Source organism: Amycolatopsis sp. Poz14 (genome assembly GCF_006704225.1).
Taxonomy (GTDB): Bacteria; Actinomycetota; Actinomycetes; order Mycobacteriales; family Pseudonocardiaceae; genus Amycolatopsis; species Amycolatopsis nivea.
On sequence record NZ_JACLHD010000001.1, the window covers coordinates 1,636,333 to 1,660,194 of the forward strand.

A 23,862-nucleotide genomic window follows, 5' to 3' on the forward strand; every position below is an offset into this window, starting at 1 on the left:
CAACGTGTCAACGGAGGCGTTCCCCTGGACGGATGCTCCAGGACGGCGTGCTCGGGGTCAGCCTGCTCGCGGGCGGCGCGAACGTGATCATGCAGCTGGGCCGGCCCGAGGTCGGGTACGGCGTGATGGAAAGCCGCGTCGACTCGGGGAATCTGTTCAAGCATCCGCTGAAACGCACGCGCACGACCGTCACCTACCTCGCGGTCGCCGTGCTGGGCACGGACGCGGACCGTGCGGCGTACCGGCGGGCGGTGAATTCGGTGCACGCGCACGTGGTCTCGACTGAGGCGAGTCCGGTGCGGTACCGGGCTTTCGACCGGGAGCTGCAGCTGTGGGTCGCCGCCTGCCTGGCCCACGGCGTCGAGGACGTGCATCGCGTGTTTCTCGGCCGGCCCGCTCCGGAATCGTGGTACGCCGAGGCCGCGGTGCTGGGCACGACGCTGCAGGTGCGTCCGGAAGACTGGCCGGAGGACTTCGCCGCGTACTGGGCGGACGGACTGGCTCAAGTGGACATCGACGACCGGCTCCGCGAGTACCTCACCGCCATCGCGAATCTGGAATTCCTGCCGCGGCCGTTCGCGTTCCTCTTCGGACGGTTCCACCGCTTCGTCACGACCGGTTTCCTGCCGGAGGTGTTCCGCGAGCAGATGCGGCTGCCGTGGTCGGCCGCGGACCAGCGCCGGTTCGATCGGCTGATGCGCGCGATCGGCCGAATGGTCGAACCGCTTCCGGTACGGGTGCGGCGGTTCCCCTACGACGCGTGCCTCGCGGACTTCCGGCGGCGGTTGCGCAAGGGGAAACCGCTCGTCTAAGCGGTTGACCGGAATGCTGCGGTCGGCAAGGGTTGGCGTATGGCCAAACCGGATGAGGTGCGCGAAGGGGTTTCCCTGACCAACCTCGACCAGGAGCTGTTCGCCGACGCCGGGGCGACGAAGCGCGACCTCGTCGACTACTTCGACGCCGTTTCGGACCGGTTGCTGCCGGTGCTGCGCGACCGTCCGCTGTCGGTGATGCGCGTGCTGCGCGGGCAGGACGCGTTCATGCAGAAGAACCTGCCGAAGTACACGCCGGAGTGGGTGCCGCGGGCGAAGCTGTGGGCGGAGAGTTCACAACGGACAGTCACCTACGGCCTGTGCAACGATCGCCGGACGCTGCTGTGGTTCGGCAATCAGCGCGCGGTGGAACTGCATCCCGCGCTGACCCGGGTGGAGCCGATCGGTCAGACCGACCTGATCATGGACCTCGACCCGCCCGAGGGCGCTGACTTCGGCGTCGCGGTGGCGGCGGCGCGGCTGGTGCGGCAGGCGTTGGCCGACGCCGGGCTCGCTGGTGCGTTGAAGACCAGCGGCTCCAAGGGCGTGCATGTGTTCGTGCCGCTGGTTCCCGGTCTGTCCTTTGAGGACGTAGCGGCGGCGACCCGGGCGGTCGGCGCGCGGGCGGAACGGATCGATCCGCAGCTGGCGACCACGGCGTTCATCCGGGAAGACCGGCACGGCAAGGTGTTTCTCGATTCGACCCGGGCGGGCGGGGCGACCGTGGCGGCGGTTTACAGCCCGCGGATCCGGCCGGGCACGCCGGTGTCGTTCCCGGTTCGCTGGGCGGACGCGGACAACGTCACGCCGGCGGATTTCACGGTGAAGACCGCGGTGGAGCTGCTCGGCAGTGCCGACCCGTGGGCGGAGGAATTGCCGGAACCGCAGGAACTTCCGGCGGATCTCGTGGCCGAGGGGCACACGATCCCGGTCGCCCGGGTCGCGGCGATGCACGAGGGCAAACGCCGGGCCCGGGCGCGCCGGGAATCAGGGGAGAGCCAGTAAATCCTGGTGGTGCACGGTGACCTCGGTGATCTGCCGATCCACGGGTACCGCCAGGTCTGGTTGTTCTTCCCGGGCCGCGGCGACGAATCCGCGGTACCAGGTGTCGATGAGTTCACGGTGTTCCGGGCCGAGTTGCCACGGTGACGGTCTGGTGTGGACGGTCCAACCGTGCCGCTGGAACTCCGCTGCGGTGAAGGCGGCGGCTTCCGGGCCTAGCTTGCCGTCTCGGCGTTGATGGTTGTTGAAGGCGGCGTTAAGTGCTTCGTCTGCCGCGTCCGCTGGCGTGAGGTGAGCCGATCCGGTCACGGACAACGTGAACAGCGCTGGGCTCTGCGCGTCCACACAGGACTTCACCAATCGCTGGATTTCATCCTTGGTAAGGAGATCCAGTAACGCGGAAGCTGTTACCAAAGAAGTGCCGGTCAGGTTCAGCCGAGTCACGTCGGCCTGTTCCGTCTCAACACTGATCCCCGGTGGAAGGCTGCGTGCGGCGATTTCGAGCAGTTGCGGGTCTTGGTCGTGCAGAATCCATCGCTGCGGTTTCGGGAGGCGACCGGACAGCCAGCGTCCCATCGCCCCGGTGCCGCACCCGAGATCCCGGATGACCGCAGGACTGGCCGGGAGCAAGGCGACCAGATCGGCCGCCCGCGCCGCCGTGTCGGCCGGTTCTCTGAGCCGCAGCCATTCCGGTGCGTAACCGGAGGAGTCCACTGTGGTCACAAGGAACGCTCGTATCCGGCCGAAGCGGCGTGGGATTCGTGCAGGGTCACCGAAATCTGGGCCAGCCCGCGCGCGTTCTCGCCGAGTTCCCCGGCGTGGATCCGGTCCGCGAGCCGGTCGGCGATCACCTTGGCGAGGTATTCCGTCGACGTGTTGATCCCGGCGAAGTCGGGTTCGTCGTCCAGGTTGCGGTAGTTCAGGTCCGCGAGCACCGCGCCGAGCTGCTGGGTGGCGAGCCCGATGTCGACGACGATGTTGTCCGAGTCCAATTCGGACCGCCGGAACGTCGCGTCGACCACGAACGTCGCGCCGTGCAAGCGCTGCGCCGGGCCGAAAACCTCGCCGCGGAAACTGTGGGCGACCATGATGTGATCGCGCACGGTGACACTGAACAACGCGTTCTCCTTTACGGGTAGGTGATTCGGTGAGCCAGTCCGTGCAGAGTTCCGTCCGCTAGCCGTGCCGCGACATCCGGCAGCTCGGCGAAAGTGGATTCGCTGGTGATCAGCGCGTCGAACGCGGGGTCCGCGAGCAGCCGCAGCGCCAGCGCCATCCGGTCGCCGTAACCGCGCCGCGCCGCGCGAGCCGGCGAAACGGTGCCGACCTGGCTGCTGCGTACGGTGAGCCGTCGCGAATGGAAGTTCTCGCCGAGCGGTATCGACACCTGACGGTCTCCGTACCAGCTCAGCTCGACCACCGTGCCCTCGCGACCCAGCAGTTCCAGCGAACGCGCGAGCCCGGCGTCGGTCGCGCTGGCGTGCACCACGAGGTCGAGGTCGCCGCTCGCGGTTTCCGGGGTGGCGTACCGGATGCCGAATGCGTCCGCGACCTCGGCGCGGTCCGGGTCGGGGTCGACGAGCTGGACGGCCACGCCGGGAAACCGGGACAGCAGCCGAGCGACACTGCACCCGACCATCCCCGCCCCGACCACCGCGATCCGGTCGCCGACCAGCGGGGCCGCGTCCCAGAGCGCGTTCACCGCGGTCTCGATGGTGCCGGCGAGCACCGCCCGCGCCGCCGGGACGTCGTCCGGCACCACCGTGACCGCCGACGCGGGCACGACGTACTCGGTCTGATGTGGATAGAGGCAGAACACCGTGCGGCCGGTCAGCTCCGGCGGTCCGGAAAGGACCTCGCCGACGTTCAGGTAGCCGTACTTGACCGGCCACGGAAAGTCGCCCTCCTGATACGGCGCGCGCATGATGTCGTGCTGGCTCTCCGGCACCCCGCCGCGCTGCACCAGACTTTCCGTGCCGCGGCTCAACGCCGAAAATCGCGTTCGGACCAGCACTTCGTCGGCTTGTGGAGCAGCCACCTCGGCCGATCGGAGCTCCCCGCCCTCGGCCGAAGTGAACCAGAAGGCCTGCGCCGCCCGTGTCAAGGTTGTCCTCCGTTGCTGCCGGATCGAGGAGAAATGGCTGTCTCCACCTGTACACGAACCCCGGCCGAGCTGGGTTCAACCGTCGTCCAGCAGGCCCCCGCGCTGCTGGCGCAACTCGCGCTGCTGACCCTGCTGACGGTGACAACCGGCCTCGGCCCGGCCGGCTGGGCAGTCGGCGTGGCCTACCTCCTGGGCTTGTTGGTGCTGCTCACGCAGGGCGCCTGGCGAATCAGGGTGTACCGGCTGGGCCCGGCCGACCAGGTGACCCTCGCCCGGGCGGCCCTGATCGGCACCGTGACCGCTTTAGTCGCCGACCGCCTGGGCGGGCACCCGCAGCTGACCTTGATCGTCCCCATCGCCGCGGTCGCCCTGGCCCTGGACGCACTCGACGGCTACGTCGCCCGCCGCACCGGAACCGTCTCCGCGCTGGGTGCCCGCTTCGACATGGAAGCGGACGCCTTCCTGATCCTGGTGCTGAGCGTCCTGGCCGCCACCACGGTCGGCCCATGGGTGCTGGCAATCGGCCTGATGCGCTACGCATTCGTCGCCGCGGCCCGGCTGTGGTCGTGGCTCCGTGCCCCACTGCGCCCCAGTCGAGCCCGGAAGGCAGTCGCGGCTCTGCAAGGAATCGCCCTGACGGCCGTGGTGGCGGGGTTCGCGCCGGTGGTCCTGGCGGGAATTGCGGTGGCGACCTTGAGCTGGTCGTTCGGGCGCGACGTGTGGTGGCTGTACCGGAACCGCGCCGCCTAGAGAATTCCGCTGCGACGATTCTTCTTCAGCCAGGGTTTCGGCGCCGGGAAACCGTCGTGGCGCTTGATCCGCAGTACGGCAAAAAAGGGCCAGCCGCTTGCCCTCGCAGCACCGTCCGAGCGGGACTACTGCAGGTAAACGGCTGGCCCACGGGATGAGGTATCGGCCCCCCTCAGGCTGATTGCCAACCTCCCAATGCCCACCATAGCGGGGTCCGAATAGCCCCGCTTAACCCGTCCGTGGGTCACCGGTCCGTATTTCTCTTCGCGGTATCTGTCGCTGGGCCAATAGCGTCGGGAATTGCGCTCGAGCTGCGGATCCGTGATGGTTAGCAATCGCAAAAAGAAACCGTACGCGTATCTTGCTGTCCAGGGCGGGGTCAAGGACAGCGGGGATCGGTGACCCGGTATCCGTCTCGCAGCGGTCCGCCTGTGCGGTCAAGCACCGCACGGGCGACCGCGCCGAGTCGTGGTGCGTCGGGCAAGGCGGTGGCCAATTGATCAGCCAGGCCGGGATCGTGGTCGTGCAGTTCACGCCACAGCCATTTGCCGCTGCCCTGCCAGTGTTGTCCGGCCAGCAGGGCCAATTGCGCGGACTTGGTCAGCACCCGAGCGGCGATGAAGGCGATCTCGGCCGGGTCGTCGGCTCCGGTCAGGTCGTCGAGCAGGTCGGTGAGTTCGTACCGCTGCGCGTCGAGTTCGCTTGCCGTCGCGGCGGCGGGTCCGGCGGACAGTCGTTGCCGCATTTCGGTCTGCAGCCGGGTGCCGACGCCGTCTTGGTCGGCCACGAGCGCGCCCTCGGCGATGAGCCGCGGGATTCCGGCCCAGCGGCGGGCCAGATTGTCGGTGCAGTGGGCACGCAAGGTTTCTTCGTCGTGCACCAGTGCTTCCACCGGCCAGTTTCCCCAGGTGAACGAATGCCGGTACGGGGCGTCGCGCGGGCCGGTGACCACTACGAGGTCGAGGTCGGACATCGGCGTCCGCCGGTTGGTCAGCACGCTGCCGCCGACGATCACGACCCGGGCGTCCGCGAACAATCGACGCGCAATCTCGCCAGCGACGGCAACCGGCTCCCCTTCGCGCGGGTCAGCCACGCAATCCCCCTCTCGAATTGCTCAGCCCTTGGCGCTCAACTGCCAGGACACGCCCCACCGGTCGTTCACCCAGGCGAACGGGCCGAAGCCGTAATCGTCCAGCGGCATCAGGGTTCCGCCGCCCTCGCCGAGTGCCTCGTAGATCCGCTTCAGTTCGTCGGTCGAGTCCACAGTGACGAACAGCGATGTGGACGGCGTGAAGTCGAAGGCGTGCTGGACGAAGCTGTCGCTGCACCGCACCCGCTGTCCGGCGACGGTGAACTCGGCCATCACGATCGTTCCCTCCGGGCCGGGTCCGTCGGTGCCGTAGCGCTCCTCGGACAGCACGGAGTCGCCCGGGAAGAGCGAGGTGTAGAAGGCCATCGCCTCGGCGGCGTCGCGCTTCTGGAACATCAGGAACGGGACGAGGTCGGTCATCGGACTGCCCTTTCTCGGGGTGGGGGTCAGGTCCGAACGTCGCATTGACAAGAAGTTTTGTCAAGCGCGCGCCACCACGCAGGCGAAGCCGAACGAGGCGCGGTAGTCGCGGAGCCACTCGTCGCGGTGGGTGGCCGCGGCGGTGAGTGCTTCCGCTTGGTCCGGGTCTTCCGGGTGGTCCAGGGCCCATTCGGTGAGGCTGCCGGTCCACGACCATTCGTACGCGTCCAGTTCGCCGCGGGTGCTCGTGTGGCCGTGGGTCGGCGTCCAGCCGGCGGAAATCACCTGGTCGAGGAGTTCCGGCAGGTCTGGCAGGTCGCCGAAGATCTCGAGCGCGGCGGGGGTCGGCTCGGTCTCCCAGTAGGCGTCGCCGATCAGGGCGCGGCCGCCGGGGCGGACGTGGGTGCGCAGGGCGGCGAGGGTGGCTGGCAAACCGCCGAAGGCGTGGGTGGAGCCGATGCACAGGACGGTGTCGAACTCTGGCGCGGCGGGGAATTCGGTGGCGGATTGGTGGTGGAGGGTCAGGCGGTCGGCGACGCCTCGGTCGGTCGCGGCGGTGCGGGCGCGGGAGAGGGCGAATTCCGATGTGTCGACGCCGACGGCGCGGAGTTTCGGGTACGCGGCGAGGGCGCGGATGAGCCATTCGGCACCGCCGCAGCCCAGGTCCAGGATGACCGCGTTTTCGTGCGGGATGCTGCGCTCGAGCAGACGCTGGACCTCGTCGTCGCTGATCGGGGACGCGATGGGGTGCCAGGTGTGGGCGAGTGCGGAAAGTCGTTCACGGTTCACGCGCGCCACGCTGACACGCACGGCCCGAACCGCGCACCTGGTTTACGAGCGGGTGCGCATCGATGCCGACGGGGCGGTGCCGAGCACGCGAGCGGCGACCCAGGCCAGGCCGTCGGCGGTTTCAGCTGGGGTTCCCGACGGCTGCATGACGTGGCTGAGCACGGTGCGCACGACGAGGTCCATGACCACGGTGAGTTGGCCGTCGTCGAGCGGCGGCGCGTAGCCGCGGACCCGGCCGCGCAGAACGGCCTTCGCTTCCGTGAGCAGGGTGCCGGCGCGGGTGGTCAGCAGGGGCAGGAATTCGTTGTCGGTGCCGTGCGTCGCGGAGGCGATGGCGCGCAGGAGGATGTTGTCGTCGGCCAGTTCGAGCACCGCGCGGACGGCGTCGTAGATCGCCTCGACCAGGTCGTCCGGATGCCGGTCGAACGCGGTGCTCACGACGGCGAGGAACCGGCGCAGCTCGTGCGAGATCATCGCCTCGGCGAGCGCGGTTTTCGAGCCGATCTCGTTGTAGACGGTCTGCCTGCTCACTCCGACCAGATCGGCGAGCCGCGCCATGGTGACCGCTGACCAGCCGGATTTCGCGGTGAGTTCGATGGCGGCGGTGATGATGGGCTGCCGGTACTGGCCGCCTGCGGGCACCGGAAGCACGCTCATAGCGGTCATTCTAGGCGGCCGTTTCCAAAGCGAAGGCCACTGCCTCGGACCATGGTGCCCGGGCGGCGATCCGCTTGCGGTACTTCATGATGTCGCGCGGCCGGTCGACCGTGAACGCGCCGACGAGCCGGTCGCCGCGCCGGTACAGCGCGGTGAAGCCGTGCTCGGCCGGGACCGCGACGACGACCTCGTCCGCGCGCGGCGTCCCGACGAACTGGATGCGGTGCGAGTACCAATCGGACCAGAAATACGGCACGGCGCTGAACACCCGCGCGCTCGCGGGGTCCAGCGCGTGCCGCGCCGCGGCCGCACCCTGCTCGGCCGCGTTCGTCCAGTGTTCCAGCCGCATCAGCTCGCCGTCGAACAACGCGTTCGCCACGTGCGCGACGTCTCCGGCCGCGTAAACGCCGTGTGCGGCGGCGAGGGTGCCGTCGCAGATGACGCCGCCGTCGCGTTCGTGCAGCAGGAGTCCGCTGTCGCGCAGCCAGCCGGTGGCCGGGGCCGCACCGATTCCAGCGACCACGAGGTCGGCTGGGAGGACTTCGCCGGTGGACAGTTGGACGCCGGTCACCGCGCCGTCTTGCGACGTGAAGCCGGTGACCCTGGTGCCCAGGCGGAGATCGGTGCCTGCCGCGCGATGCAGATCCGCGCAGACCTCGCCGACCTCGGGACCGATCGCGCGCACCAAAGGCGTTTCCAGCGTTTCCACAATAGACACTGGCAGGCCGCGTTTGCGGGCGGCTGAAGCGACTTCCGAGCCGATGAAACCGGCTCCGATCACGACTGTCCTAGCGCCACTGTCCAAAGCGGGCCGTATGGCGACCGCGTCGTCCGCGGTGCGCAGCGAGTGAATGCCGGAGATTCCCTCGGTGCCGGGAAGAACCCGGGCGGCGGCTCCGGTGGCGATGACGGCGGCGTCGTAGCGGACGGTCGTGTCGCCGGTGCGGATCTCCCTGGCGATCGGGTCGAGCCCGGTCGCGGGAGTGCCCAGCCGGAGTTCGACGCCGAGTTCGCGCAGGTCGTCCGCGCTGAGAAACGGTTCCACCGCAACCGGTCCGTCCGCCGCGAGGAAGGATTTCGACAGCGGCGGCCGGTCGTACGGCAGGTGGCCCTCCGCGCCGATCAGCACGATCCGGCCGTCGTATCCGGTCCGCCGCGCGGATTCGACCGCGCGCAGTCCGGCCAGCGACGCGCCCACCACCGCGAGCGTCATGACACCAGCTTCAGCGCGAGCACCGGGCAGGCGTCGACCGCCGCGGCGAGGTCGGTCCGGTGCTCCTCGCCGGGGTTCTCGTCGAGCACGACGACCGTGCCCTCGTCGCCCACCTCGAAGAAGTCCGGGGCCATCGCTTCGCACATGCCCAGTCCGTCGCACTTGTTCAAATCCGCTTCTATCCGCATCACACACTCATCCTTCCGGGAGCAACGAAGTCGACCTTTTCCCTTACCCCGCAGTCGGGACAGCACCAACTGTCCGGAATGGACGACCACGGCGTACCGGCCGGGAAGCCTTCTCGCGGGTCGCCACGCTGCTCGTCGTAGACGTATCCGCAGCCGGGGCACATTCCGCCTTCGCTGGCGTCACCGCGCACGTCGTCCGGCGCGATCACCGGATCAACAGTGGGAGTTCCGTACCGGGCAAGGATTTTCTCTCGCTTCGACGGCTGGATGTTCGCCCGGCTGATGTCGCCGTCGAAGTGGTTGAGCACCCGCTGGTCCATCACGCGTCGCCACAGCGGCGGGAAGAGCGCGAGCACGATCATCCCGGCGTACCCGGTCGGCAGCACCGGGGATTCGGCGAAGTCGCGCAGGGTCTGGTAGCGGCGCGTCGGGTTGGCGTGGTGGTCGCTGTGCCGCTGCAGGTGGTACAGCAGGACGTTCGTCGCGATGTTGTTGGAATTCCAGCTGTGGCTGGGATCCACGCGCTCGTACCGACGGCGCTCCGGCGGCCCGACCTTCTGCCGCAGCATCCCGTAGTGCTCCATGTAGTTCACGACTTCCAGCAGCGAGAACCCGATCACCGCCTGGATCACCAGGTACGGCAGGATCCCGACGCCGAGCCACCCCACCATCGCCACCCACAGCACCGCGGACATCAGCCACGCGTTGAGCACGTCGTTGCCGATCCGGAACGGATGCTTGTCGCGGCGGGCGTAACGCTTGCGCTCCAGCCCCCACGCGGATTTCAGCGAGCCGAACACCGTGCGCGGCCAGAACCGGTAGAAGCTCTCGCCGACGCGGCTCGACGCCGGGTCCTCCGGAGTCGCGACGCGCACGTGATGGCCGCGGTTGTGCTCGATGTAGAAGTGCCCGTAAAAGCTTTGCGCCAGCGCGATCTTCGACAGCCAGCGCTCGTGGCTTTCCTTCTTGTGGCCCAGTTCGTGCGCGGTGTTGATGCCGATCCCGCCGATGCAGCCGATCGAGATCGCCAGCCCGATTTTGTCCACAACGGACAGATCGCCGCGCGCGATGAGCCAGAACGCGAAGACGAACCCGACGTACTGGATCGGCAGGAACAGGTAGGTGATCCACCGGTAGTAGCGGTCCTGTTCGAGCCGCTCGATGACGTCGTCCGGCGGATTGCTCCGGTCGAGGCCGGCGATCAGGTCGATCGCGGGCACGATCGCCAGGATCACAATCGGCCCGATCCAGAACCACACGCCCCAGCCGGTCGCGGCGTGCAGGCCGATCGCGAGGAACGCGAGCGACGGCACGACCAGCCCGATCAGCCACAGGTACCGCTTCTTGTCGGTCCATCCTTCGGTCGACCCCAGCGGCACCGTGCCGGTCATCTCGCTCATCGCGCCCTCCTCCGTTGGCTGGCTTTACATGACGGTAAGACATGTACACCGCGATTGACAAGAGGAGTTGAAATGTAAAGCCGCCACGGCCGGGTGAACCCGCAGGTCGGGCATTGGCCGAGGTCAGTCGGGTACGCGGGCGTGCCGCAGCACCTCGACCACCGGGTCCAGCCGCGTGTCGGCGGTGCGCCGGATGAGGAACGTGGTGAGGGTGGCGACGAGATCGTCGATCGGCAGGACCGCGCATTCGTTCGGGTCCAGCGCCAGCGCGGTCGCGGATTCGACCGGCGCGAGGGTGAAGCTCTTGGTGCTGCGCAGGAAGATCAACAGCCCGCTGACGTCGGAGAACTGTGCCTCAGGATCGACCAGCACGCCCTTGGCGGCGAGCTGCTCGGCGCGCCGGGAGCCGAGATCCCAGTGCCGCGGCCCCTGCAGATACTGGAATCCGCGCAGGTCGGCGAGGGTGAGCGAGGTCCGGCCGGGGAACCGCGACGCGTCCACTACCGCGCCCAGCGGTTCGCGGTAAAGGACGATGGTGGACAGCCGGTCGTCCGAAGTGCCGAGATGCGACACGGCGAGGTCGAGCGAGTTGCTGAGCAGCGCCGATTCCATCCCGAGCGACGGCATCTGCCGCAGGGTGAACCGGTAGGAGCCGTCGAGCGCGCGGATCGATTCGCTGAGCTGGCGGCGGTGCGCGGGATTGAGCACGTCGGGGATGGCGAGCCGGACGTCGGCGCGCTGGTCGCGGGTGCGCATGCGGACCGGAATGGCGTCGAAGCCCGAAACGACCGATTCGGCGAGCGGCAGCAGCGCCTCGCCCGCCTCGGACAGCCGGGTGTGGTGGGTGGAGCGGTCGAACAGCGGTTCTCCCAGCTCGCGTTCGAGGTCGCGAATCCGCTGGCTGAGCGGCGGAACGGACATGTTCAGCGCCCGCGCCGCACGGGTGAAGTTCAGCTCGCGCGCGACCGCGAGGAAGTACCGCAGGTGGTGAATCTCCACGCTGAGCAGCGTACCCACGGTGTTATCACGGTGGTCATACCGATCTGATGCACTCGGTCATTCCCTTCTGGTGAGCAAGCGCTTAGCGTCAGTGGTGAAGCAAAGATCGTCAACGGGAGGACCGCGAAGATGGATGCCACCGGACCGCTTTCCGGGGTGAAGGTGCTCGACCTGTCGTCCGCGGTGATGGGCCCGTACGCCACGCAGATCCTCGGCGACTTCGGCGCCGACGTGATCCGGGTCGAACCGCTGCGCGACGTCGCCCGGCACTCGCCGGCCAACACCGGCCGCACGCCCGGGATGGCCCCGCTGTACATGCAGGTCAACCAGAACAAGCGCAGTATCGAACTCGACCTCAAGGACCCGGCCGGCCGCGAAGACCTCTTCGCCCTGCTCGCCGACGCCGACGTCCTCGTCACCAACATGCGCGCCGCCGCGCTCGACCGGCTCGGCCTCGGCTACGAGCAGCTGCGCGAACGCTTCCCCCGCCTGGTCTACGCCCACGCGCAGGGCTTCGCGCCCGGCTCGTCGCGCGCGAACCGGCCCGCCTACGACGAGGTCATCCAGGCCACGTCCGGCCTCGTCAGCCTCCAGGACCGCGCGGGCGGCACGCTGCAGTTCGTCCCGACCTTCATCGCGGACAAGACCGCCGCGCTCTACCTGCTCAACGGCGTGCTCGCCGCGCTCTTCGACCAGCAGCGCACCGGCAAGGGCCAGCAGGTCGAACTCGCGATGGCCGACGCGATGATCGCGGTCAACCTCGTCGAGCACCTGGCGGGCGACGTCTTCGTCCCGGCCGCCGGCGACGTCGGCAACCCGCTTTCGCTCAGCGACACGCACGCGGCCATGCGCACGGCCGACGGCGGCGCGATCGCCGCGGTGCCCTACACCAACGACGCCGTGCGGACGCTGCTGATCGGTGCCGGCCTCGAGGACGCCGCGGCCGATCCGGCCTGGGACTCCCCGGTGATCGACCGGGAGATTTTCACCGCGGGGGTGGAGAAGGTGCTGGCCAACTCCGCCAGCCGCACCACCGCGGAGTGGGAGGAGTACCTGACCGCCCACGACGTTCCGTACGCGGTCGTCGTCGACATCGCCGACCTGCCGACCGACCCGTACGTTCAGGAAGTCGGGCTGATCACCGAGCGGGAACACCCGACCGAGGGCACTATCCGCGTCGTGGAGAGCCCGCTGCATTTCTCGCGGACCCCGGCCGGGTTCCGCAGGCACGCCGAACGCGCTGGCGCGAGCACCGCCGAAGTCGTCGGAGCCGTACGCACCACTGAAGGGGTTTGATCGATGGATCTCGAACTGTCTCAAGAGGACCTCGCGTTCCGGGACGAATTGCGGGAGGTGTTCCTCGGTGCCATTCCGGAGGAAGTCCGCAAGCGCAGCGCACTCGGCCTGATCACGCGTGACGACATCGTCACCAGCCAGCGGATCCTGAACGAGCACGGTCTGGCCGTGCCGCACTGGCCGGTCGAATGGGGCGGTCGCGATTGGACTCCGACCCAGTCCCACATCTACGCCTCCGAACTGCAGCGCAACGCGGTGCCGCAGCCGCTCGCCTTCAACGCGAGCATGGTCGGCCCGATCATCGCCGAGTTCGGCAGCGAGGAGCAGAAGCAGAAGTTCCTTCCCGCCACCGCGAATCTCGACATCTGGTGGTCGCAGGGCTTCTCCGAGCCGGAGGCCGGTTCCGACCTCGCCGGGCTGCGCACCACCGCGAAGCGCGACGGCGACCACTACGTCCTCAATGGACAGAAGACCTGGACCACGCTCGGCCAGTACGGCGACTGGATGTTCGTGCTCGCGCGGACCAACCCGGACGCGCCGCGCAAGCAGCAGGGGCTGTCCTTCCTGCTGCTCGACCTGAACACCCCGGGCATCGAGCGCCGTCCGATCAAGCTGGTCGACGGTTCCGCCGAGGTCAACGAGTTCTTCTTCGACAACGTGGTGATCCCGGCGGAGAACCTCGTCGGCGAGGAGAACAAGGGCTGGACGTACGCGAAGTTCCTGCTCGGCAACGAGCGCAACGGCATCGCCCAGGTCGGCACCGGTCAGCGGATCTTCGCCGACCTCGCCGCCGCGGCCGCCGATCTGCCCACTGAGGACGGTCCGCTCGCGCAGGACGCCGAGTTCCGCGCCGCGATGCACACCGCGAAGACCACGCTGCTCGCGCTGGAGGCGACCCAGATGCGGGTCACCGCCGCTTCCGAAAACGGACAGCCGAGCCCGGTGTCGTCGCTGCTCAAGATGGAGGGCACGCAGGCCCTGCAGGCCCTGACGAAGCTGCGCATGCGCGCGGCCGGTTCCGACGGCATGCTGCTGGACACCGAATCGCCGGTGCGCGCCGACGAGGCCGCGGTCGTGGCCGCGGCGCAGTACCTGAACCAGCGGAAGCTGTCGATTTTCGGCGGCTCCAACGAAATCCAGCGCGGCGTCATCGCGAAGACGATCCTCGGTCTGTAAGGGACGGCGACTCATGAACCTCGAATTCAACGAAGACCAGAAGCTGCTGTTCGAGACCGTCGACACGGCAGTCGGCCGCGGTTACCCGGCAGGCGGCCGCGCGGCCGCGACGAGCAGCGAACTCGGCTGGAACGACCAGGTCTGGAGCACCCTCGGCGAGCTGGGTCTCGCCGGTCTCCCGATCTCCGCGGACCACGACGGCGCGGGCGCGGGCCCGGTCGAGGTCTACGCGACGCTGGAAGCGATGGGCAAGCACGCGGCGGCCGAACCGCTGCTCGACGGCGTGTTCCTGCCGTCGTGGATCATCGCCGAGCTGGGCACCGACGACCAGGCCAAGGAGCTGCTTCCGCTGCTCGCCAGCGGTGGCACCACGATCGCGGTCGCGCACGCCGAGCCGGGACGTCCGTGGGGCGTCGCGCCGTCGGTGTCGGCGGCCGGTTCCGCGCTGACCGGCGTGAAGTCCCCGGTGCGCAACGCCGACCAGGCCGACAAGTTCCTGGTCACCGCGGTCGACGAGAACGGCCGCACCGGGGTGTACCTGGTCGAGGCGACTGCCGAAGGCATCACTCGCGTCGACGGCCGGGCCGCGGACTGGGGACACACGTCGCAGGTCGAATTCGCTGGTACGCCGGCGGTTCTGCTCGGCACCTCGGACTCCGACACGCCGGCCGGGTTGCGTCGCGCGTTCTCGCGGGCGCGGGTCGCGGTGACCGGCGAGGCGATCGGTCTGATGGAGACCGGGCTCGCGATGACCGTCGAGTACCTCAAGACCCGCAAGCAGTTCGGCGTTCCGCTGGCGGCGTTCCAGGCGCTCGTGCACCGTGCCGCTGACCTGTACGCGAAGGTCGAGCTGGCGCGTTCGCTGGCGCTGTGGGCCACCGCGACGGTCGAGGCGTACGACAACGGTGCGTCCACAGTGGACCTCGACGCCACGGCAGACGACGCGTTCGTGTTCGTGTGCGACGCGGCGACCGCGACCGCCGAGGAGATCGTCCAGCTGCACGGCGGCATCGGAATGACTTACGAATCAGAGGTCGCGCACCACGCGGCGCGCCTCATTTCCATTACGGAGAGTTACGGCGGAGTGAGCGCGGCCCGTCGCCGCGCGCTAGCGTCGGACGCGTTGCTGACGCCGCCTAGCGCGCTGCTCAACAACGCGGACGCGGTCACCGCCTGAGAAAGGAGCGCGCCATGCCGGTCGTCGCGATCGTCGGCGCTGGGGTCATCGGAGTGTCGTGGGCTCGGCTGTTCGCCGAGGCGGGCTGGACGGTGCGAGTCACCGATCCACGCCCGGACCTGCGGGAAATCGTCTCTCGCGACCTCGCCGGGCTGCCCGCCACGGCAGTCGCGGACCTCGCGGAAGCCGCTGCCGGAGCCGACTTCGTCCAGGAGTCGGGCCCGGAGCGGATCGAGCTGAAGCGGGAAATGTTCGCGACGCTCGCCGCCGCCACGCGCGACGACGTAGTACTGGCGTCCTCCTCGTCGTCGCTGTTGCCCTCGGTGATCGCCGAGGGCAACGCGGCGGCCTCGCGGATCGTCATCGGGCATCCGTTCAACCCGCCCGAACTGATGCCGCTGGTCGAGGTGGTGCCCGGGGTTTCGACCGCTGAGGAGACCGTGGCGAAGGCCGTCGAGGTCTACCGGGGGCTGGGCAAGAAGCCGATCACGCTGAAGAAGGAAGTGCCCGGCTTCGTCGGGAACCGGCTGCAGAAGGTCTTCAACGACCAGGCGATGTACCTGGTGCAGCAGGGCGTGATCTCTGCGGCGGACCTGGACGAGCTGGTCAAGGCGTCGCTCGGGCCGCGCTGGGCGACCATCGGGCCGTTCGAAAGCATGCACCTCGGCGGCGGTCCGGACGGGATCCGGCACCTGGTGAGTCACGTCGGCTCGCAGATGAAGTTCGAGATCGGCCGTCCGGACCGGGAACACCTCGACGCGGTGATCGACGAGGTCGAGCAGACCTACGGGACCGCGGACACTTACGCCGAGCGGGTCGAAGCGCGCGACAGCCGTACTCGCGCGGTGGTGGACGCGCTGGAGAAGGCATGAGCCTCACCGAGCAACTCGAGGCCGCGCTCGCCAAACCGGCCACCACCGACGAATACGATCTGCACCAGCCGCTCGCCGATCTCCTCGGCTCGGTCGGCCTGCAGGAATCCGACGCAGGCGGCCGGATCGAGTTCACCGGAGCCGACCCGGTACTGCCGGGCGCGCTGCGGCTGGCCGGGGCGACGTCGATCGCGCTGGCGGCGAAATCCGTTGCGGTGGCGAAGATCTGGCAGCTGCGCGGCGGACGCGGGCAGGACATTTCGATGGACCTGCGGACCGCGCCGCACCGGCTGTGCCCGTTCTACGACAAGAAATGGGAGTTGCTCGACGGTTACCCGCAGGGCGACCCGGCGCGCGTCGATCCCGCCTTTGGCACCGATCGGTTTTACTCCACCGCGGACGGCCGCTGGGTGCACCCGATCAGCCCGTATCCCAAGCTGCGCAACGACGCTGCCGCGCTGCTGGGCGTTCCCGAGCGGGATGCCGTGGTGCAGCAAGCGATCGCGCAGTGGAATTCGTTCGAGCTGGAAGACGCCGCCGAAGCCGCGGGCGTCATCATGCCGGTGGTGCGCACGACCGAAGAACTGATGGCGACCGAGCAATACCAGTCGGTGTTGTCGACGATGCCGCCCGTGATTGTCGAGCGAATTGGCGACAGTGCTCCGGAGCCGTTGCACCCCAACCCTTCCACGCCGCTCGAAGGAATCCGTGCTCTCGGTCGAGCGCACATCATCGCGGGCGCTGGCTGTGGCCGGGCGCTGGCGTTGCACGGCGCGGACGTGCTGAACGTCTGGGATCCAGGCGAGTACGAACTGCCGGTGCTGTACGCGACGTCCAATGTGGGCGTGCGCTCTACCCGGCTCGACTTCCGTCGCCCCGCCGACCAGGAGCGGATGCACTGGCTGCTCACCGGTGCCGACATCTTCTACGCCAATCGCCGCCCTGGATACCTAGCGCGGCACGGTCTCGACGCGGAAACCGCCGCTGAGATTCGGCCCGGAATTATCCACGCCGAAGTGACGCTCAACGGCGGCACCGGCCCGTGGTCCGGCCGAGTCGGCTTCGATCAGACGGCTGGCTGCCTGTCCGGCGTCATGCTGCTGGAAGGTAAAGGTGGGGTTCCGTCACTGCCCGCGGTGCCGGTGGTGAACGACTACATCACCTCCTGGTTCCTGCAACTGGGAATACTGCGCGCACTCATGCTCCGCGCCGAATGGGGCGGTTCCTACCGAGTGCAGGTTTCGCTCACGCGCGTCGCCTTGTGGTTGCTGAGCCTGGGAATCTTCGACAAGGGCTACGCCGCGGAGGTCGCCGGTGTCGCGCCCGGGCACGAATACTTCGACCCCGAGACGTTCACCGCGGACACCCCGCTGGGCCGCTACCGCGGCGTCACCGAACAGATCCGGATGTCCGAGACTCCGGGCTATTACACGAATTCGCTGATCCCCATGGGGTCGCACCGTCCAGAGTGGAGGTGACATGTTCAGCGAGCTAGTGGTGCTGGGCATTCGCACCGGGACGATTTACCGCGTCGGACTCCCCGACGGGCAGGTTACCCCGCTGTACAAAGACGCTGGCGTCTCGCCGGATGGCGTTGTCATCGCCGATGGCACTGTTTACTGGACCACCATGGGCATGCCTTCGCGCGACCCGTCGGTACCGGGCGAAGCGGGTCTCGACTACTCCGCGCGAAACGGCGGCCTGCACGCAGTTTTCTTCGACGGCACCGGTGCCCGCGACGTCGTCCCGAATGGAACCCTGACGACCGGGAAACAGTTGGCGTACAACGGTTCCCTGTATTGGGGCGACCGGGAAGGCTACCGGATCACCCGGGTGCGTCCAGACGGCACGGGCCTCGCGGACCTGATCGTGAACGAGCCGGACGACAGCGGCATGCAGGAATGCGTCGGCGTAACTGTGGACGCCACGCATCTCTACTGGACGCAGAAGGGTCCGGCGAAGGGCGGCGTCGGCCGGATTTTCCGTGCTGGACTGGAGATCCCTGCGGGCGAGACCGCGCGCGAGCGGTCCGATGTGGAGACCCTGTGGGATCACCTGCCGGAACCGATCGACCTGGAAATCCATGGCGGGTACCTGTATTGGACCGACCGCGGTGCGGCCCCGAAAGGCAACACGCTGAACCGCGCGCCGATTCCCGGCCCGGGGGAGAAGGGCGCGGAGCCGGAGATCCTGGCGGGCGGCTTCACCGAGGCGATCGGCCTGGCGGTGGACGACGAGGTCGCTTACGTCTCCGATCTCGGCGGGCGGATCACCGAGGTGCCGTTGAACGGCGGCGAATCGCGGGTAGTGGTGGACATGGGCGAGCTGCTGTCCGGGATCGCCGGGGTCGTGCGCAGCTAGCTCACCGCGATCCCGCGCAGGAGCATCTCCACCAGGTTCAGCAAATGCTCCTGCAGATCGAACGGCGCGGCCTCGCTCTCGATCCATGAGCTGAGCGTCCCGAAATACCCGGTGGCGAGCAGCAAACCCGCCTGCGCCGGATCGACGTCCGCGCGAATCTCCCCGGTCTCCTGCGCCCGCGCGACGAACGCGGCGAACTCACGCGCCAGTTCCGGATTGCCGAACACGTTGGTGGAGTGGATCGCCGCGCCCATGCAGGCGACGGTTTCCGCGCGGGAGTCGAGGCTGTTGCGCGCCAGTTCGATCAGGTACCGGCTGAGCACCTCGCGCAGCGGCCGGTCCTCGAGGTTCTCGGCGCGCACCGCGGTCATCGCGCGTTCGCGGCGGCGCAGGCTCCACTCGTCGAGGAACGCCGTCTTGCGCTGGAAGTGGTTGAACACGGTGGCGCGCGCGGTGTCGGCGCGTTCGGCGATGTCCTCCATCGTGGTGTTCTCGTAGCCGCGTTCCACGAACAGCTCCACGGCCGCCTGGAACAGCCGGTCCCGGCGTTCGTGCCGCTGCCTGGTCCGCCGGTCGGTCGTCGCCTCTGCCGTCATGCCTCGCAGTCAACCATCATTTCTTCGCGGCGCCTGCTGAACGGCGCCCTTGACGGTGCCTCCGCCGCGGCTTAGCTTGATTGTACGCAAGTCTAAAATTGGACTCCAGTTCAAGGAGGCGGCGGTGCGTCTGGTCACCTATGAATCCGCGGGCGCGGCCCGGCTCGGGGTACTGCATGGCGATGCCGTGGTGGATCCGGCGCGGGTCTTACGAGCGTCGCGAGCAGGGGAAACCGAAGTCCCGACGGAGATGGTCGCCTTCTTCGAGGGTGGAGCCGATGCGCGGGCCAGGGCGGAACAGGCGCTTCAGCTGGCCGACGCTGCGGCCGAAAAGGGCGACGTCCTGGTCGACGAAGGTCATCCGGCAGTGCTTCCGCAAGCGAACGTTCGCCTGCTCGCGCCAGTGCCGAGGCCGCGCCGGATTCGCGACTATCTGACCTACACCCAGCACGCCAAGGGCTCTGGACTCGCCGTTCCGCCAGCCTTCGCCGCGATGCCGATCTGCTACCAGTGCAACGTCGAGACGGTGATCGGGCCGGACGAACCGTTGCTGTGGCCGTCCTACACCACGCAGCTCGACTTCGAGCTTGAACTGGGCTTCTTCACGTCCGGCGGCGGCAAGAACCTCACGCCAGCCGAGGCCGCCGGGTGCATCGCCGGGGTCACGATCTTCAACGACGTCAGCGCCCGCGACATCCAGATGTTCGAGATGAGCATGACCATCGGTCCGTCCAAAGGGAAACACTTCTGCACCGCGATGGGTCCGTGTGTGCTGACCATGGACGAGGTCGACGAATGGGCGGTGCAGATGACGGCCACAGTGAACGGTGAAGTCTGGGCGTCAGGGTCCACAAAGGACAGGAAATTCTCGTTCGCGGAGGTGCTCGCGTGGGCATCGCTGGACGAAGACGTTTATCCAGGCGAATTCTTCGGGCTCGGCACCGTCGGCGGCGGGTGCGGGCTGGAGCTGGACCGTTGGATCCAGCCGGGCGACGTGGTGGAACTCGCCGCGGCCGGCGTCGGGGTGCTGCGAAACCCGGTGGGGCAACGGCAGACCGCGCCGGACGGTGCGGGGCTGGCTTCGTATCAAGGCGCACCTGAAGTGCACGTCCACTAGGAGGCAGGCAATGCGCAAGGACATTCCCTACACCAAAGGACATCACCGGCTCACCGAACACTGCTCGGCCTGGCTGGTCCCGGACGGCACCTGGGGCTGGAGCAATGCCGGGCTGATCGCCGGGAAAGAAGAATCCCTCCTCGTCGACACGCTCTTCGACGTGCCGATGACCCGGGAAATGCTCGACGGGCTGCAAGACACCACAGTAGACAGTCCAATCAAGACAGTCGTGAACACGCACGCGAACGGAGACCACTGGTTCGGCAACGAACTGGTCGCCGACGCGTCCATCATCGCGTCCGAAGCCACCGCGGAAGAGATGCGCACCAACGGCCCCGACCTCATGCGTGGCCTGGTGAATCAGGAAGGCCCGCTGGGGCGCTTCGCCCAGCACATCCTCCACCCGTTCGACTTCGACTCCATCACCGCGACCCCGGCGACCCGGGCGTTCGCCGGGCAGTTGAAGCTCGACATCGGTGGCGTCACCGCGGAAATCCGCTGTCTCGGACCGGCGCACACCGAGGGCGACAGCGTCGTGCTGGTCCCCGACGAGGGCGTGCTGTACGCGGGTGACCTGTTGTTCATCGGCGGCACCCCGATCACCTGGGCGGGACCGGTGACGAACTGGATCGCCGCCTGCGACGCGATGCTCGCGATGAACGCCGAGTTCGTCGTTCCCGGCCACGGACCGGTCACCGACGCCAACGGCATCCGCTCGGTCCGCGACTACCTGGAGTGGGTGCGAGCCGAGGCCGCCGACCGTCACCGCCGGGGGATGACGGCGGAGGAGGCGATGCGGGACATCTCGCTCGGCCGGTTCGCCGACCTCGACGAACACGGCCGCCTCGCGCAGAACGTGCTCGCGGTGTACTACGAACTCGACCCGGAGATGGAGCGCGTGGACACCCGCGAGGTGTTCCGCCGCATCGCGGAACTGGAGGGGTTCGCGTGAGCCGCTAGCCCGCCACGGTCAGGATCCCGAGCGCCAGCAGTACGAGCACCTTCACGGTTTCCGTGGCGATATAAACGAAATGCGCCCGGGAACGCGGCAGCTCCACGCCTTCCGGAGCGGCGAGGACGCGGTCCGTCCGCCGGTTCAACGCCGGACGGACCGCCCCCAGCTGCCCGATCAGCACCACGACCGCCACCGCCGCCAGCACCGTCACCGCGGTGCCCGGCTGCCCCACCGCGACCGTGACCACGATCCCCGCCGCGAGCAGCATCTCGGCGATGTTCAAGGCCCGGAACACGATCCGGCCGATGCCGAGGCCGATCGGGATGGTGACCCCCGGTGCGCGAAACTTCAGCGGGGCTTCCAGGAACGAGATGGCGAGCACCATCCCGAACCAGACGAACGTGAAGGCGCCAATCAGAGCAATCGCGTGCACAGCGCGGAAAACCTCGATTCCGGTGTTCGATCCGCCGCCGCCAGGCTACTCCCGCCGCCAGGTCACCGGCAGCCGCACCGGACCGTAGATCGACGCGTCGTGCGGCAGGTCCACCTCGGCGAACGGCACCGCGAGCCGCAGGTCCGGGAACCGCGCGAACAGCCGGAACAACGCGATCCGCATCTCCACCCGCGCCAGCTGCTGCCCGAGGCATTGGTGCACGCCGTGGCCGAAGCCGAGCTGCCCGGCCGCCTTGCGCGTGACGTCGAGGCGGTCCGGGTCCGGGAACTTCTCCGGATCCCGGTTGGCGACCGGAAGCGACATGACGACCGGATCGCCCGCCTTGATCCGCACGCCGCCGAGTTCGACGTCCTCGAGCGCGGTGCGGATCGGGCCGATGTGGATCACGCTGAGGTAGCGCATCAGTTCCTCGACCGTGCCCGCGGTGAGCTCCGGGTCGGCCTTGAACTTCGCCAGCTGCTCCGGGTTTTCGAGCAGTGCCAGCGTGCCGAGCGCGATCATGTTGCGGGTCGTCTCGAATCCGGCGACCAGCAGCATCATGCCGATGTTGGCGAGTTCCTCGTCGGTCAGCTCGTCGCCGCGGACGAGATCGGACAGCAGGTCGTCGCCCGGATTCGCCCGTTTCTCCTTGATCTGCCCGGCGATGAACGCGACGACGCCCTGTGTCGCGTCGATCCGCTCGGCGACGGGGATGTCCTTGGAGAACATGGTCCTGGCGTAGCCGTCGAACTCGGCGCGGCGTTCGTAGGGCGCGCCGAGCAGTTCGCAGATCACCAGCGACGGCACCGGCCGCGCAAACGCTTCCACCAGGTCGACCGCGCCGTCCGCGGCGGCCATCGCGTCGAGGTGGGCGTCGACGATCTCGGCGACGCGGTCCTCCAGCGTGCGCATCCGGTGCACGGTGAACGCCCCGGTCAGCAGCTTGCGGTAGCGGTGGTGGTCCGGGTCGTCCATCCCGGTGAACACCCCCGGGTCGGCCGGCTTCGGCGGCGGCAGCGGACCGAAGTCGAGCGGAACCTTCGCGAGTTCGGCGCGCGCGGACATCCGCTTGTCCGCGAGGACTGCCCGCACCTCCTGGTATCCCGTGACGAGCCAGCCCTGGGAGCCGTCGGGATACGTCATCGGCTCGACCGGAGCCTGCGTGCGCTGGGCCGGCACCGGATCGAACGGACACGCGCCCCTTTCGAGCGGGAGTCCTGCCTGACGGGTCATCGTCGCTCCTTCCCCTCTGAATAGTTCAGAAGGTACACAGCTTTCACAAAGTTGTGAAGTGAATGTCGGAGCTGAACGCCGGGCGGGCGGAGAATCACCGGCCCGGCCTAGTGCTAGCACTGCTAGACAACCGAGCGACAGCAGTGCTAGCGTCGAACCAGTAGCTAGCGATGCTAGATTCAGTCGACAGCAAGGGAAGTTCCGAAATGGCCCAGTTGCAGAGCCTCGACCCGCACACGCCGATGTTCGCTCAGTTCAAGGAGAAAACCGGGCAGATCGTCCTCGCCAACACCTTCGTCGTCCCGAGGGGGCGGACCGACGCGTTCCTGGCTCTCTTCCGGAAGCAGGCCGAGTTTATGAAGGCTCAGCCTGGATTCGTCTCACTGCGCATGCACCAGGGAACGGCGGGCAGCCAGCTGCTGCTGAACGTCGCGGTCTGGGAGTCGACCGAGGCGCTCGCCGCGGCTTTGAGCAATCCGGAGTTCCAGCGCGTGGCGGCGGAGTTCCCCGACGACGTCGTGTCCTACCCGCACATCTTCGAGGAGATCGCGGCCTAGTCCGCTTCCGCCGCGTCGAGCGCCGGAACGAGTGGTTCCAGCGTTCGCCGCAACAGATCCGGCAGTGAACCGGACACCACAACCAGTCCGTTGCCCGCCGGTTGCGTCCACTGCTCCAGTGCGACCCGGACCGCCGCGGCGATCGACGCGGCCAGCACGCGCGCGGTTTGCGGATTGCCGACCCGGGCCGCGATCACCTCCTGCAGCGGGGCCGCGAGGGTGGCCGGAGCGTCGAGAAAAGCCGTGCGCAGCCCGGGATTCGTGGTGATCAGCAGGAGGGCGTCGCGGCTCTGTTCGCCGGGATCGGTGTACTGCTCCGCGATCGCGTCGAGGATCGCCTCGGCCAGCCGGGTATCCGGCGAGCGCTCGGCGACAGCGGCGGCGATCCGGTTCTCGCGGTCCGCGGTGACCGCCGCGACGATCGCTTCCTCGCGGCTGGAGAAGTAGTTGTTGTAAGTCCGCGGGGACACTCCGGCCGCTTCGGCGATGTCGTCGACGCGCACGTTCGCCGGCCCGTGCTCGATCGCCAGCCGCAGGGCCGCTTCACGCAAGGCGACGCGAGTGGCCTGCTTCTTCCGTTCGCGCAATCCGGTCACCCGGCCAGTCTCGCAGGGTTCCTGCGCCTACGCAAACTTGCGTGTACGCAAGTTTCGTGCGTAAGGTGG

The 23,862-nt window shown here is 68.3% G+C and carries 27 protein-coding genes; 12 read left to right on the top strand and 15 right to left on the bottom strand.

Features of this window, described 5'->3' with window-relative positions; genetic code table 11:
- Positions 1 to 32: 32 nt before the first annotated feature.
- Positions 33 to 812, top strand: a complete 780-nt coding sequence (locus FKO37_RS08100) for an oxygenase MpaB family protein (protein WP_238604122.1) — start codon at positions 33 to 35, stop codon at positions 810 to 812.
- Positions 813 to 851: 39 nt separating this feature from the next.
- Positions 852 to 1,817, top strand: coding sequence for a DNA polymerase domain-containing protein (locus FKO37_RS08105; protein WP_238604123.1), 966 nt, complete (start codon positions 852 to 854; stop codon positions 1,815 to 1,817).
- Here the strand turns inward: FKO37_RS08105 and FKO37_RS08110 are convergent.
- Genes FKO37_RS08110 through FKO37_RS08120 form a run of 3 tightly spaced genes read right to left on the bottom strand, consistent with a single transcriptional unit; the run spans position 1,800 to position 3,918 of the window.
- The gene (locus FKO37_RS08110) at positions 1,800 to 2,537 is read right to left on the bottom strand and encodes a class I SAM-dependent methyltransferase (RefSeq protein ID WP_308196517.1); all 738 of its coding nucleotides are present in this window, start codon (positions 2,535 to 2,537) and stop codon (positions 1,800 to 1,802) included. The two genes, FKO37_RS08105 and FKO37_RS08110, sit on opposite strands and share 18 nt — an antisense overlap.
- On the bottom strand, positions 2,534 to 2,932 hold the full coding sequence (locus FKO37_RS08115) for a 6-carboxytetrahydropterin synthase (protein WP_037811036.1): 399 nt from the start codon (positions 2,930 to 2,932) through the stop codon (positions 2,534 to 2,536). Before FKO37_RS08115 ends, FKO37_RS08110 begins: the two co-directional genes overlap by 4 nt.
- A gap of 11 nt (positions 2,933 to 2,943) precedes the next feature.
- On the bottom strand, positions 2,944 to 3,918 hold the full coding sequence (locus FKO37_RS08120) for a zinc-binding alcohol dehydrogenase (RefSeq protein ID WP_238604125.1): 975 nt from the start codon (positions 3,916 to 3,918) through the stop codon (positions 2,944 to 2,946).
- A 33-nt stretch (positions 3,919 to 3,951) separates the two neighbouring features.
- Between FKO37_RS08120 and FKO37_RS08125 the strand changes: the two genes are divergently transcribed.
- The gene (locus tag FKO37_RS08125; protein ID WP_238604126.1) at positions 3,952 to 4,668 is read left to right on the top strand and encodes a CDP-alcohol phosphatidyltransferase family protein; all 717 of its coding nucleotides are present in this window, start codon (positions 3,952 to 3,954) and stop codon (positions 4,666 to 4,668) included.
- 379 nt (positions 4,669 to 5,047) lie between these two features.
- On the opposite strand, the gene FKO37_RS08130 is transcribed toward FKO37_RS08125, so the two are convergent.
- The 8 genes from FKO37_RS08130 to FKO37_RS08165 all read right to left on the bottom strand — a co-directional run bounded on the left by FKO37_RS08130 (position 5,048) and on the right by FKO37_RS08165 (position 11,424).
- Positions 5,048 to 5,761, bottom strand: a complete 714-nt coding sequence (locus tag FKO37_RS08130) for a nucleotidyltransferase domain-containing protein (protein WP_238604127.1) — start codon at positions 5,759 to 5,761, stop codon at positions 5,048 to 5,050.
- A 21-nt stretch (positions 5,762 to 5,782) separates the two neighbouring features.
- Entirely contained in the window at positions 5,783 to 6,178 is a 396-nt protein-coding gene (locus FKO37_RS08135) for a VOC family protein (RefSeq protein WP_238604128.1), read from the bottom strand.
- 60 nt (positions 6,179 to 6,238) lie between these two features.
- Positions 6,239 to 6,967, bottom strand: a complete 729-nt coding sequence (locus FKO37_RS08140) for a cyclopropane-fatty-acyl-phospholipid synthase family protein (protein WP_238604129.1) — start codon at positions 6,965 to 6,967, stop codon at positions 6,239 to 6,241.
- Between the two features lie 42 nt (positions 6,968 to 7,009).
- A complete protein-coding gene (locus tag FKO37_RS08145) occupies positions 7,010 to 7,633 on the bottom strand; it encodes a TetR family transcriptional regulator (RefSeq protein WP_037811040.1) in 624 nt (207 codons plus the stop codon).
- Between the two features lies 1 nt (position 7,634).
- Positions 7,635 to 8,837, bottom strand: a complete 1,203-nt coding sequence (locus FKO37_RS08150) for an NAD(P)/FAD-dependent oxidoreductase (protein WP_238604130.1) — start codon at positions 8,835 to 8,837, stop codon at positions 7,635 to 7,637.
- A complete protein-coding gene (locus FKO37_RS08155) occupies positions 8,834 to 9,025 on the bottom strand; it encodes a ferredoxin (protein WP_037811043.1) in 192 nt (63 codons plus the stop codon). Before FKO37_RS08155 ends, FKO37_RS08150 begins: the two co-directional genes overlap by 4 nt.
- Positions 9,025 to 10,425: a fatty acid desaturase gene (locus FKO37_RS08160; RefSeq protein ID WP_238604131.1), complete on the bottom strand. Its 1,401-nt coding sequence runs from the start codon at positions 10,423 to 10,425 to the stop codon at positions 9,025 to 9,027. Before FKO37_RS08160 ends, FKO37_RS08155 begins: the two co-directional genes overlap by 1 nt.
- A 123-nt stretch (positions 10,426 to 10,548) precedes the next feature.
- A complete protein-coding gene (locus tag FKO37_RS08165) occupies positions 10,549 to 11,424 on the bottom strand; it encodes a LysR family transcriptional regulator (RefSeq protein ID WP_134729337.1) in 876 nt (291 codons plus the stop codon).
- Positions 11,425 to 11,553: 129 nt separating this feature from the next.
- Between FKO37_RS08165 and FKO37_RS08170 the strand changes: the two genes are divergently transcribed.
- The 6 genes from FKO37_RS08170 to FKO37_RS08195 are packed head-to-tail and all read left to right on the top strand — an operon-like array spanning position 11,554 to position 18,306.
- Positions 11,554 to 12,720, top strand: a complete 1,167-nt coding sequence (locus FKO37_RS08170) for a CaiB/BaiF CoA-transferase family protein (RefSeq protein WP_182889621.1) — start codon at positions 11,554 to 11,556, stop codon at positions 12,718 to 12,720.
- 3 nt (positions 12,721 to 12,723) lie between these two features.
- The gene (locus tag FKO37_RS08175) at positions 12,724 to 13,896 is read left to right on the top strand and encodes an acyl-CoA dehydrogenase family protein (protein ID WP_037811046.1); all 1,173 of its coding nucleotides are present in this window, start codon (positions 12,724 to 12,726) and stop codon (positions 13,894 to 13,896) included.
- A 13-nt stretch (positions 13,897 to 13,909) separates the two neighbouring features.
- A complete protein-coding gene (locus FKO37_RS08180; protein ID WP_238604132.1) occupies positions 13,910 to 15,073 on the top strand; it encodes an acyl-CoA dehydrogenase family protein in 1,164 nt (387 codons plus the stop codon).
- 14 nt (positions 15,074 to 15,087) lie between these two features.
- A complete protein-coding gene (locus FKO37_RS08185) occupies positions 15,088 to 15,945 on the top strand; it encodes a 3-hydroxyacyl-CoA dehydrogenase NAD-binding domain-containing protein (RefSeq protein WP_238604133.1) in 858 nt (285 codons plus the stop codon).
- The gene (locus tag FKO37_RS08190) at positions 15,942 to 17,423 is read left to right on the top strand and encodes a CoA transferase (protein WP_238604134.1); all 1,482 of its coding nucleotides are present in this window, start codon (positions 15,942 to 15,944) and stop codon (positions 17,421 to 17,423) included. Before FKO37_RS08185 ends, FKO37_RS08190 begins: the two co-directional genes overlap by 4 nt.
- A 1-nt stretch (position 17,424) precedes the next feature.
- Positions 17,425 to 18,306: a hypothetical protein gene (locus FKO37_RS08195; RefSeq protein ID WP_238604135.1), complete on the top strand. Its 882-nt coding sequence runs from the start codon at positions 17,425 to 17,427 to the stop codon at positions 18,304 to 18,306.
- On the opposite strand, the gene FKO37_RS08200 is transcribed toward FKO37_RS08195, so the two are convergent.
- Positions 18,303 to 18,902 carry a TetR/AcrR family transcriptional regulator gene (locus tag FKO37_RS08200; RefSeq protein WP_238604136.1) on the bottom strand — a complete coding sequence of 200 codons (600 nt, stop codon included), beginning with the start codon at positions 18,900 to 18,902 and terminating at the stop codon, positions 18,303 to 18,305. The genes FKO37_RS08195 and FKO37_RS08200 overlap by 4 nt on opposite strands.
- 124 nt (positions 18,903 to 19,026) lie before the next feature.
- On the opposite strand from FKO37_RS08200, the gene FKO37_RS08205 reads away from it, so the two are divergent.
- Together FKO37_RS08205 and FKO37_RS08210 are read left to right on the top strand one after the other, a co-directional pair.
- Complete coding sequence (locus tag FKO37_RS08205) at positions 19,027 to 20,019, top strand: fumarylacetoacetate hydrolase family protein (RefSeq protein ID WP_238604137.1); 993 nt, start codon at positions 19,027 to 19,029, stop codon at positions 20,017 to 20,019.
- A gap of 10 nt (positions 20,020 to 20,029) precedes the next feature.
- On the top strand, positions 20,030 to 20,971 hold the full coding sequence (locus FKO37_RS08210; protein WP_238604138.1) for an MBL fold metallo-hydrolase: 942 nt from the start codon (positions 20,030 to 20,032) through the stop codon (positions 20,969 to 20,971).
- Positions 20,972 to 20,975: 4 nt separating this feature from the next.
- Here FKO37_RS08210 and FKO37_RS08215 read toward each other — a convergent pair whose 3' ends face one another.
- Together FKO37_RS08215 and FKO37_RS08220 are read right to left on the bottom strand one after the other, a co-directional pair.
- On the bottom strand, positions 20,976 to 21,359 hold the full coding sequence (locus tag FKO37_RS08215; protein WP_205670062.1) for a hypothetical protein: 384 nt from the start codon (positions 21,357 to 21,359) through the stop codon (positions 20,976 to 20,978).
- Positions 21,360 to 21,452: 93 nt separating this feature from the next.
- On the bottom strand, positions 21,453 to 22,640 hold the full coding sequence (locus tag FKO37_RS08220; RefSeq protein WP_238604139.1) for a cytochrome P450: 1,188 nt from the start codon (positions 22,638 to 22,640) through the stop codon (positions 21,453 to 21,455).
- A gap of 206 nt (positions 22,641 to 22,846) precedes the next feature.
- Between FKO37_RS08220 and FKO37_RS08225 the strand changes: the two genes are divergently transcribed.
- Positions 22,847 to 23,197 carry an antibiotic biosynthesis monooxygenase gene (locus tag FKO37_RS08225; RefSeq protein WP_238604140.1) on the top strand — a complete coding sequence of 117 codons (351 nt, stop codon included), beginning with the start codon at positions 22,847 to 22,849 and terminating at the stop codon, positions 23,195 to 23,197.
- Here the strand turns inward: FKO37_RS08225 and FKO37_RS08230 are convergent.
- Positions 23,194 to 23,793, bottom strand: a complete 600-nt coding sequence (locus FKO37_RS08230) for a TetR/AcrR family transcriptional regulator (RefSeq protein WP_238604141.1) — start codon at positions 23,791 to 23,793, stop codon at positions 23,194 to 23,196. The two genes, FKO37_RS08225 and FKO37_RS08230, sit on opposite strands and share 4 nt — an antisense overlap.
- Positions 23,794 to 23,862 lie beyond the last annotated feature (69 nt).

Excerpts from the sequence above, each read along its gene's own strand:
- FKO37_RS08195 (WP_238604135.1), top strand. The coding sequence starts at position 17,425 with ATGTTCAGCGAGCTAGTGGTGCTGGGCATTCGCACCGGGACGATTTAC.
- FKO37_RS08190 (WP_238604134.1), top strand. The coding sequence starts at position 15,942 with ATGAGCCTCACCGAGCAACTCGAGGCCGCGCTCGCCAAACCGGCCACC.
- FKO37_RS08200 (WP_238604136.1), bottom strand. The coding sequence starts at position 18,902 with ATGACGGCAGAGGCGACGACCGACCGGCGGACCAGGCAGCGGCACGAA.
- FKO37_RS08215 (WP_205670062.1), bottom strand. The coding sequence starts at position 21,359 with ATGGTGCTCGCCATCTCGTTCCTGGAAGCCCCGCTGAAGTTTCGCGCA.
- FKO37_RS08125 (WP_238604126.1), top strand. The coding sequence starts at position 3,952 with ATGGCTGTCTCCACCTGTACACGAACCCCGGCCGAGCTGGGTTCAACC.
- FKO37_RS08135 (WP_238604128.1), bottom strand. The coding sequence starts at position 6,178 with ATGACCGACCTCGTCCCGTTCCTGATGTTCCAGAAGCGCGACGCCGCC.
- FKO37_RS08150 (WP_238604130.1), bottom strand. The coding sequence starts at position 8,837 with ATGACGCTCGCGGTGGTGGGCGCGTCGCTGGCCGGACTGCGCGCGGTC.
- FKO37_RS08155 (WP_037811043.1), bottom strand. The coding sequence starts at position 9,025 with ATGCGGATAGAAGCGGATTTGAACAAGTGCGACGGACTGGGCATGTGC.
- FKO37_RS08160 (WP_238604131.1), bottom strand. The coding sequence starts at position 10,425 with ATGAGCGAGATGACCGGCACGGTGCCGCTGGGGTCGACCGAAGGATGG.
- FKO37_RS08220 (WP_238604139.1), bottom strand. The coding sequence starts at position 22,640 with ATGACCCGTCAGGCAGGACTCCCGCTCGAAAGGGGCGCGTGTCCGTTC.
- FKO37_RS08180 (WP_238604132.1), top strand. The coding sequence starts at position 13,910 with ATGAACCTCGAATTCAACGAAGACCAGAAGCTGCTGTTCGAGACCGTC.
- FKO37_RS08210 (WP_238604138.1), top strand. The coding sequence starts at position 20,030 with ATGCGCAAGGACATTCCCTACACCAAAGGACATCACCGGCTCACCGAA.
- FKO37_RS08145 (WP_037811040.1), bottom strand. The coding sequence starts at position 7,633 with ATGACCGCTATGAGCGTGCTTCCGGTGCCCGCAGGCGGCCAGTACCGG.
- FKO37_RS08185 (WP_238604133.1), top strand. The coding sequence starts at position 15,088 with ATGCCGGTCGTCGCGATCGTCGGCGCTGGGGTCATCGGAGTGTCGTGG.
- FKO37_RS08170 (WP_182889621.1), top strand. The coding sequence starts at position 11,554 with ATGGATGCCACCGGACCGCTTTCCGGGGTGAAGGTGCTCGACCTGTCG.
- FKO37_RS08175 (WP_037811046.1), top strand. The coding sequence starts at position 12,724 with ATGGATCTCGAACTGTCTCAAGAGGACCTCGCGTTCCGGGACGAATTG.
- FKO37_RS08100 (WP_238604122.1), top strand. The coding sequence starts at position 33 with ATGCTCCAGGACGGCGTGCTCGGGGTCAGCCTGCTCGCGGGCGGCGCG.
- FKO37_RS08225 (WP_238604140.1), top strand. The coding sequence starts at position 22,847 with ATGGCCCAGTTGCAGAGCCTCGACCCGCACACGCCGATGTTCGCTCAG.
- FKO37_RS08105 (WP_238604123.1), top strand. The coding sequence starts at position 852 with ATGGCCAAACCGGATGAGGTGCGCGAAGGGGTTTCCCTGACCAACCTC.